The sequence below is a fragment of the uncultured Aquincola sp. genome, assembly GCF_964001545.1.
Taxonomy (GTDB): domain Bacteria; phylum Pseudomonadota; class Gammaproteobacteria; order Burkholderiales; family Burkholderiaceae_C; genus Aquincola.
The window spans coordinates 1-5,808 of sequence record NZ_CAXFDV010000853.1 but is presented as its reverse complement, the minus strand read 5'-3'; the positions used below and the strand labels follow the sequence as shown (position 1 = coordinate 5,808).

Here is a 5,808-nt window from a genome sequence, read left to right as displayed (position 1 = left end):
TTGATGCTGATGCTCATCGGCCTGGTGTTCCGCGGCGTGGCCTTCGAGTTCCGCATGAAGGCGCGGGCCGGCAAGCGCCGGCTGTGGGACCAGGCCTTCATCGGCGGATCGGTGGCGGCCACCTTCTTCCAGGGCGTCACGCTGGGCGCCTTTCTCGATGGTGTGCCGGTGGTCGACGGCGAGTTTGCCGGCGGCCCGCTGGACTGGGTGTCGCCCTTCGCTTTGTTCACCGGTCTGGGGCTGATGGTGGCCTATGCGCTGCTGGGCGCCACCTGGCTGGTGATGAAGACCGAAGGCCCGTTGCAGCAACGCATGCGGCAGATCGGCATCGCCTTGACCTGGGCGCTGCTGGCGGTCATCGCCGCCATCAGCGCGTGGACGCCGCTGGCCCACGAAGCCATAGCGCAGCGCTGGTTCCAGCTGCCGCAGCTGCTGTGGTTCTCGCCGGTGCCGCTGCTGGTGGCCGTGTGCACCTGGGCGCTGCTGCGCACGCTGAAGCATGGGCAGGGCCATGCGGCGCCCTTCGTGCTGACGCTGGCGCTGCTGTTCCTGGGCTACAGCGGCCTGGCCATCAGCCTGTGGCCGAACGTGGTGCCGCCGGGCATCACGCTGTGGCAGGCCGCGGGTCCGGATGAAAGCCTGGGCTTTGCGCTGGTGGGGGCGGTGTTCATCCTGCCGCTGGTGCTGGCCTACACCGCCTTTGCGTACTGGGTGTTCCGCGGCGAGGTGCGGGTGGGCGATGGGTACCACTGACCGCGACGGCGCGCCGCGCGCCTGGGGCCGGCGCCTGGCCTGGCTGGCCGCGCTGTGGCTGGCCGGCGTGGTGAGCCTGGGCGCGCTGGCCTGGGCGCTGGGCTGGCTGCTGCAGGCCGTGGGCCTGCAACGCTGACCGGCCGGGCGCGGTGGGTACGGCGATTGCCCACCTGGTGAGCACCAACGACAGGAGCAGCCCGTGAACGACCAGTCCGATGCATCGAACAACAAGCCCATCCCGACGCCGGTGCCCACCGGTCCCGGCAGCACCGCTGCGCCGGGCAGCCTGAGCGCGGGCGCCGCCACCGGTTCGGATTCGGTGTCCGGCACCGGCACGGCAGGTGGCCCCGGCATGGGCGCCAAGATGGGCACGGACAGCGGCAGCAGCAGCGGCGCCTGGGCCAGCCAGGGCAGCGCGGCCCAGGCTGCCGGCAGCCAGCCCGCAGGGCAGAGCAGCCAGCGCCAGGACTATTCGTCTTCGGCCGGCGAAGACCCCGGCTTCGAAGGCACGGCCGCCGCGCTGGACAGCCTGCCGGTGAGCGAAGCGATGCAGGAGATGGTGGAAGTGGCCCGCCAGTTCGTGCGGGAGCATCCGCTGGCCGCCGTGGCCGGCGCGGTGCTGGTGGGCATGGTCCTGGGCCGCCGTTGAGCGGCTGGCGTTGATCAGCTTCACGCTGCCGCGCGAGCGGCTGCGCGCCAGCGTGATCGTGCCGGTGCGCAATGAGGCGCAGCGGCTGCCTGCCACGCTGCAGGCCCTGGCCGCACAGCAGGAAGCACCGGTGTACGAGGTGCTGGTGCTGGCCAACAACTGCAGCGACGACAGTGCCGCGATCGTGCGGGCCTTCGCCCAGCGTCATCCCGCCCTGGCCCTGCAGGTGTGCGAAGTGCAGCTGCCTGCGCCGCAGGCCAATGTGGGCCATGCCCGCAAGCTGCTGATGGACGAGGCCGCCCACCGGCTGCTGGCCGGCCGCGTGCGCGGCGCCTTCATCGCCAGCACGGATGGCGACACCCGCGTGTCGCCCCATTGGCTGCGCAACACCGCGCATGAGATCGACCGCGGTGCGGATGCGGTGGGCGGCCGCCTGCTGGCCGCAAGCGATGCAGCGGGCCAAGAGGATTCGCCGGGCAGCCTGCCGCCCCAGCGCTGGCAGCGCTGGGACACCGCCTACCGCCTGGCCTGCGAAAAGCTGCAGTGCCTGCTGGACCCCGACGACGCCGACCCCTGGCCGCGCCACCACCAGCACTTTGGCGCCAGCCTGGCCGTGCGGGCCGATGCCTACCGCGCCGTCGGCGGCCTGCCGGCCGGCGTGCCCTGGCTGGAAGACGAAGCCCTGGTGCAGGCGCTGCGCCGGGCCGATCGCCGCATCCGCCACAGCGGCGAAGTGCGCGTGATCACCTCCAGCCGCCGCGAAGGCCGGGTGGACGTGGGCTTGTCCTGGCAGCTGCGCGAATGGGACCGCCAGGCCCGCGAGCAGGGCGAGCTGATGGTCGACGACCCCGACGACCTGCAGTGCCTGCTGCTGGCCCGCCACCGCTTGCGCGGGCTGTGGCGGCACGGCTTCGTGGCCCGCGCCGACGACCCGGCCTGGCGGCCACTGGCCCATGTGCTGGGTTTGACTCCGGACGGGCTGCACCGGCAGGCCGTGCAGGCCGCCACCTTCGGCGCGCTGTGGCATGCCGTGCAACAACAGCGCGCCGAGCGGGGCCGGGCCCGCTGCCGCCAGCTGCCGGTGCGCCAGGCCGTGGCCGAGCTGCGGCGGCTGATCGCCGAAGCGCAGCCGCAGCCGCCGCGCTACCGGGCGGGCGCCGCCTCGTGGTGGCTGCCGGCCGGATCCTCGATCTGATAGGCCGGCCCGCGCTGCCAGGCGTCGGCCCCGGGGTGCACGGCGGGCGCGGGAATGTCCGCCCGCTCCTGCCGCTTGCGCTGGCTGTCCACCTCGAAACGGCGGTCGCGCTCGGCCACCATCGCCTCGTTGATCTGCCCATCGGCGGTGGCACCCATCATCAACTGCGGCACGCCCAGCGGCAGCTGCTTGTCGCGGTCGGTGTGCCAGGTGTGCCAGGTCTTGCCGTAGGTGGACACCAGCTTTTCCATCAACGCCTTCTCGGCCGGCGCGGGCACGCCGGGCACGATCAGCTGGCCTGACTTCACCTCATGCACATGGCTGTGCCACAGCCGCTGCCGGCGGCATGCGCTGCAGCGCCGCTGCGCCGGCTTCCAGCAGCCGGGTGCGTGCGCTGGCCTCGCTGCCCGGTGCCGCCACCGGGGAAGCGGTGTTGCCCGCGCTGTCGCCATCGCAGGCGGCCAGAAGGGCCAGCAGCAGGGGCCCGGCATAAAGCAGAGGTGTGGACTTCATGACCGCCCGCCCAGCAGGGGGCGTGCCGCCTGCAGCAACGCGGCCAGCGACAGCGGTTTGGGGATGTGGGCCTGGAAGCCGACGGCCAGTGCGCGCTCGGCATCGGCCCTGCGGCCGAAGCCGGTGACGGCGATCGCCGGCCAGTGGCGGCAGCGCTCGCGCAGGCGCAGGGCCTGCATCAGCTGGTGGCCGTCCATGCCCGGCATCGCGATGTCCGACACCACCAGGTCGAAGTCCTGCGCATCGGCCAGCGCCAGCGCCTGTGCGGCCGCCGATGCGGTGACCACCTCGGCCCCTTCCAGGCGCAGCAGCTCGGCCAGCACCTCCAGGGTGTCGAGGTTGTCTTCCACCAGCAGCACGCGCCGGCCGGCCAGCTCGCCGTCCAGGGCACCGGGCTCGGCCCCGCGTTCGGCCGCAGCCTCGCACATCGGCAGCCAGACGGTGAAGGTGGCGCCCCGGCCGGGCCCGTCGGAATGCGCCTCCACATGGCCGCCGTGCAGGTCGGTCAGCTGCTTGACCAGCGCCAGGCCGATGCCCAGCCCACCCTCGCGCCGGGTGGAGGGGCTTCTGTCGCCCTGCTCGAACATGTTGAACATCGAGTCGATGAAGTCGGGCGCGATGCCGGGGCCGTTGTCGGCCACGTCCAGCCGCGCCAGCACGCCCTCGCGGGCCAGCGTGATGGTCACCTTGCCGCCCGGCTGGGTGTACCTCACCGCGTTGCTGGCCAGGTTCCACACGATCTGCTCCAGCCGCACGATGTCGGCCTGCACCACCACGTCCTGCGCCTGCACCGTCAGGCGGATCGACTTCTCGGCAGCCTGCGCGCGCAGCGCATCGACGATGCGTTCGATCACCGGCGCATAGGCCACCGCCGTGCGCTCCAACGACAGCTTGCCGGTTTCCAGCCGCGACAGGTCCAGCAGGTCGTCGATGATCTGGGCCTGGCCCTGCACGGTCTTGCGGATGGTCTCGGCCGCACGGGCCAGGGGCTCATGCGCCAAGGCCTGCGGCGAGCGGCGGATCAGCTCCGCGTTGATCTGCACCACGTTGAGCGGGTTCTTCAGCTCGTGCGACATCACGGCCAGGAACTCGCTGCGCAAGGCACTGGCCGCTTCCAGCTGCGCGCGCACCTGCTGCTCGGCCCGCAGCAGCTCGTCGCGCTGCCTGTCCAGCAGCTGGCGTTCGGTCAGGTCGCGCGCGATCTTGGCAAAGCCGCTGTGCGGCCCGTCCAGCAAGGGCGTGGTGATGCCGCTGCAATACAGGCGGCTGCCGTCCCGGCGCAGGTGCCAGCGCTCGTCCAGCGCACGGCCTTCCTGCAGCGCGGTGGTCAGCTCGCGCTCGGGCTGGCCGCTGGCCCGGTCTTCGGGCGTGAACAGCAGGCGGAAGTGCTGGCCCAGGGCCTGCGGCTCGGTGTGGCCGAACATCGCCTCCGCGCCCTTGTTCCAGCTGGTCACCAGGCCGGCATCGTCCAGCGTGATGATGGCGTAGTCGCGCGTGCTTTCGGCCACCAGGCGCAGCCGCTCTTCGCGGGCGCGCATCAGCTCCTGTGCACGGCGCCGCTCGGTCACGTCGGTGAAGTTGAGCACCGCGCCGTCGATGCGGTCTTCGTGCGTGCGGTAGGGCGTGATGCGCAGCAGGGTCCAGCCATTGCCGCGGGCGGGCAGTTCACGCTCCAGCGGTTCGGTGGTGCGCAGCACCTGAGCGATGTCGTCCTGCAGCCCCGCATGCTGCAGCCCATGCGGCAACGCCAGCAGCGAAGGCGCCTCGTCGCCTGGCGGCAGCTGGAACAGCCGGCGCGCGGCGGGTGTGAGGCGCTGCACGCGCAGCGACCGGTCGACAAACAAGGTGGCGATGCCCATCGAGCTCATCAGGTTCACCAGGTCGTCGTTGGCGCGGGCCAGGGCGTCGAGGGGTGGCGGGCCGGTGTGCTGCTCAGCGTCGGTCCACTCCACCAGCAGCGGCCCGTCGCCGCCGGGCTGCTGCAGGTCGGGCAGCACACGCATCTGCACGGCGTGTTCGCGGCCGTGTTCGTCGGTCAGTCGCACCACGCCGGTGGCGACCCGTTGCCCGGTCTGGCGCGCACGTGCCAGCGCACCGGCCAGCGCCTCGCCCAGCGGCGGGCGCAGGGCCGCTGGCAGGGGGGTGCCGGTGACGTGTTCAGCATCTTGCCCGGCCAGCAGGTAGCGCCCGGCGCCGGCCGACTGATGCAGCAGGCGGTTGTGCCGATCCACCACCATGGTGGTGGGCATGTGCTGGCGCAGCAGCCGCTGGTGCAGGGGCGCCAGCGGCGTGTCGTCCACCCTCGGGTCAAGGCCTTCCATCGATGTCGCTCTTCCATGCCGCGGCCGGCGGCTTGTGGGTGTTTGTCTGCAGGCGGGGCAAGCGCTGTTCCGGGTGGGCCAGGGCGGTGCAGCGGCCACGGGCGGCGCCTGCGGTACGGCCCTTGCCCCGTGCAGGCGTCAGCCGTTGGCCCATTGGTCAGGCGCCGCGCCCGCGGCGCCGGTCTTGCGGCAATCCATTCACCACCCGAAGGACGCCCGATGAAAGCACTGGTTTGGCACGGCAAGCACGATGTGCGCTACGAGACGATGCCCGATCCGCAGATCGAGGAGCCGCGCGACGCCATCGTCAAGATGAGCTGCTGCGCGATCTGCGGCTCGGACCTGCACCTGTTCGACGGTTTCATGCCCACGATGAA

8 protein-coding genes are annotated in these 5,808 nt (G+C 72.0%); 5 read left to right on the top strand and 3 right to left on the bottom strand.

Annotated features, from left to right (window positions below; all coding sequences use genetic code 11):
• From ABNT58_RS29480 to ABNT58_RS29465, 4 genes are all read left to right on the top strand, one after another.
• Positions 1 to 753, top strand: a 753-nt coding sequence (locus ABNT58_RS29480; protein WP_348756907.1) for a cytochrome d ubiquinol oxidase subunit II, incomplete at its 5' end; no start/stop codon positions are given.
• Entirely contained in the window at positions 740 to 889 is a 150-nt protein-coding gene (locus tag ABNT58_RS29475; protein WP_348756906.1) for a DUF2474 family protein, read from the top strand. The genes ABNT58_RS29480 and ABNT58_RS29475, both read left to right, overlap by 14 nt.
• A gap of 63 nt (positions 890 to 952) precedes the next feature.
• Positions 953 to 1,402, top strand: coding sequence for a hypothetical protein (locus tag ABNT58_RS29470; protein WP_348756905.1), 450 nt, complete (start codon positions 953 to 955; stop codon positions 1,400 to 1,402).
• Between the two features lie 10 nt (positions 1,403 to 1,412).
• The gene (locus ABNT58_RS29465; protein ID WP_348756904.1) at positions 1,413 to 2,597 is read left to right on the top strand and encodes a glycosyltransferase family A protein; all 1,185 of its coding nucleotides are present in this window, start codon (positions 1,413 to 1,415) and stop codon (positions 2,595 to 2,597) included.
• On the opposite strand, the gene ABNT58_RS29460 is transcribed toward ABNT58_RS29465, so the two are convergent.
• From ABNT58_RS29460 to ABNT58_RS29450, 3 genes are read right to left on the bottom strand one after another with little or no spacing between them, the layout of a single operon-like run.
• Positions 2,546 to 2,905 carry a DUF1264 domain-containing protein gene (locus tag ABNT58_RS29460; protein ID WP_348756903.1) on the bottom strand — a complete coding sequence of 120 codons (360 nt, stop codon included), beginning with the start codon at positions 2,903 to 2,905 and terminating at the stop codon, positions 2,546 to 2,548. The two genes, ABNT58_RS29465 and ABNT58_RS29460, sit on opposite strands and share 52 nt — an antisense overlap.
• A 1-nt stretch (position 2,906) precedes the next feature.
• On the bottom strand, positions 2,907 to 3,110 hold the full coding sequence (locus ABNT58_RS29455; RefSeq protein ID WP_348756902.1) for a hypothetical protein: 204 nt from the start codon (positions 3,108 to 3,110) through the stop codon (positions 2,907 to 2,909).
• Positions 3,107 to 5,431 carry an ATP-binding protein gene (locus tag ABNT58_RS29450; protein ID WP_348756901.1) on the bottom strand — a complete coding sequence of 775 codons (2,325 nt, stop codon included), beginning with the start codon at positions 5,429 to 5,431 and terminating at the stop codon, positions 3,107 to 3,109. Before ABNT58_RS29450 ends, ABNT58_RS29455 begins: the two co-directional genes overlap by 4 nt.
• Before the next feature lie 219 nt (positions 5,432 to 5,650).
• On the opposite strand from ABNT58_RS29450, the gene ABNT58_RS29445 reads away from it, so the two are divergent.
• On the top strand, positions 5,651 to 5,808 hold a 158-nt coding region (locus tag ABNT58_RS29445), incomplete at its 3' end, for an alcohol dehydrogenase catalytic domain-containing protein (protein WP_348756908.1).

Bases quoted from the DNA above. Each gene is read 5' to 3' on its own strand.
- ABNT58_RS29455 (WP_348756902.1), bottom strand. From the start codon at position 3,110: ATGAAGTCCACACCTCTGCTTTATGCCGGGCCCCTGCTGCTGGCCCTT.
- ABNT58_RS29450 (WP_348756901.1), bottom strand. From the start codon at position 5,431: ATGGAAGGCCTTGACCCGAGGGTGGACGACACGCCGCTGGCGCCCCTG.
- ABNT58_RS29475 (WP_348756906.1), top strand. From the start codon at position 740: ATGGGTACCACTGACCGCGACGGCGCGCCGCGCGCCTGGGGCCGGCGC.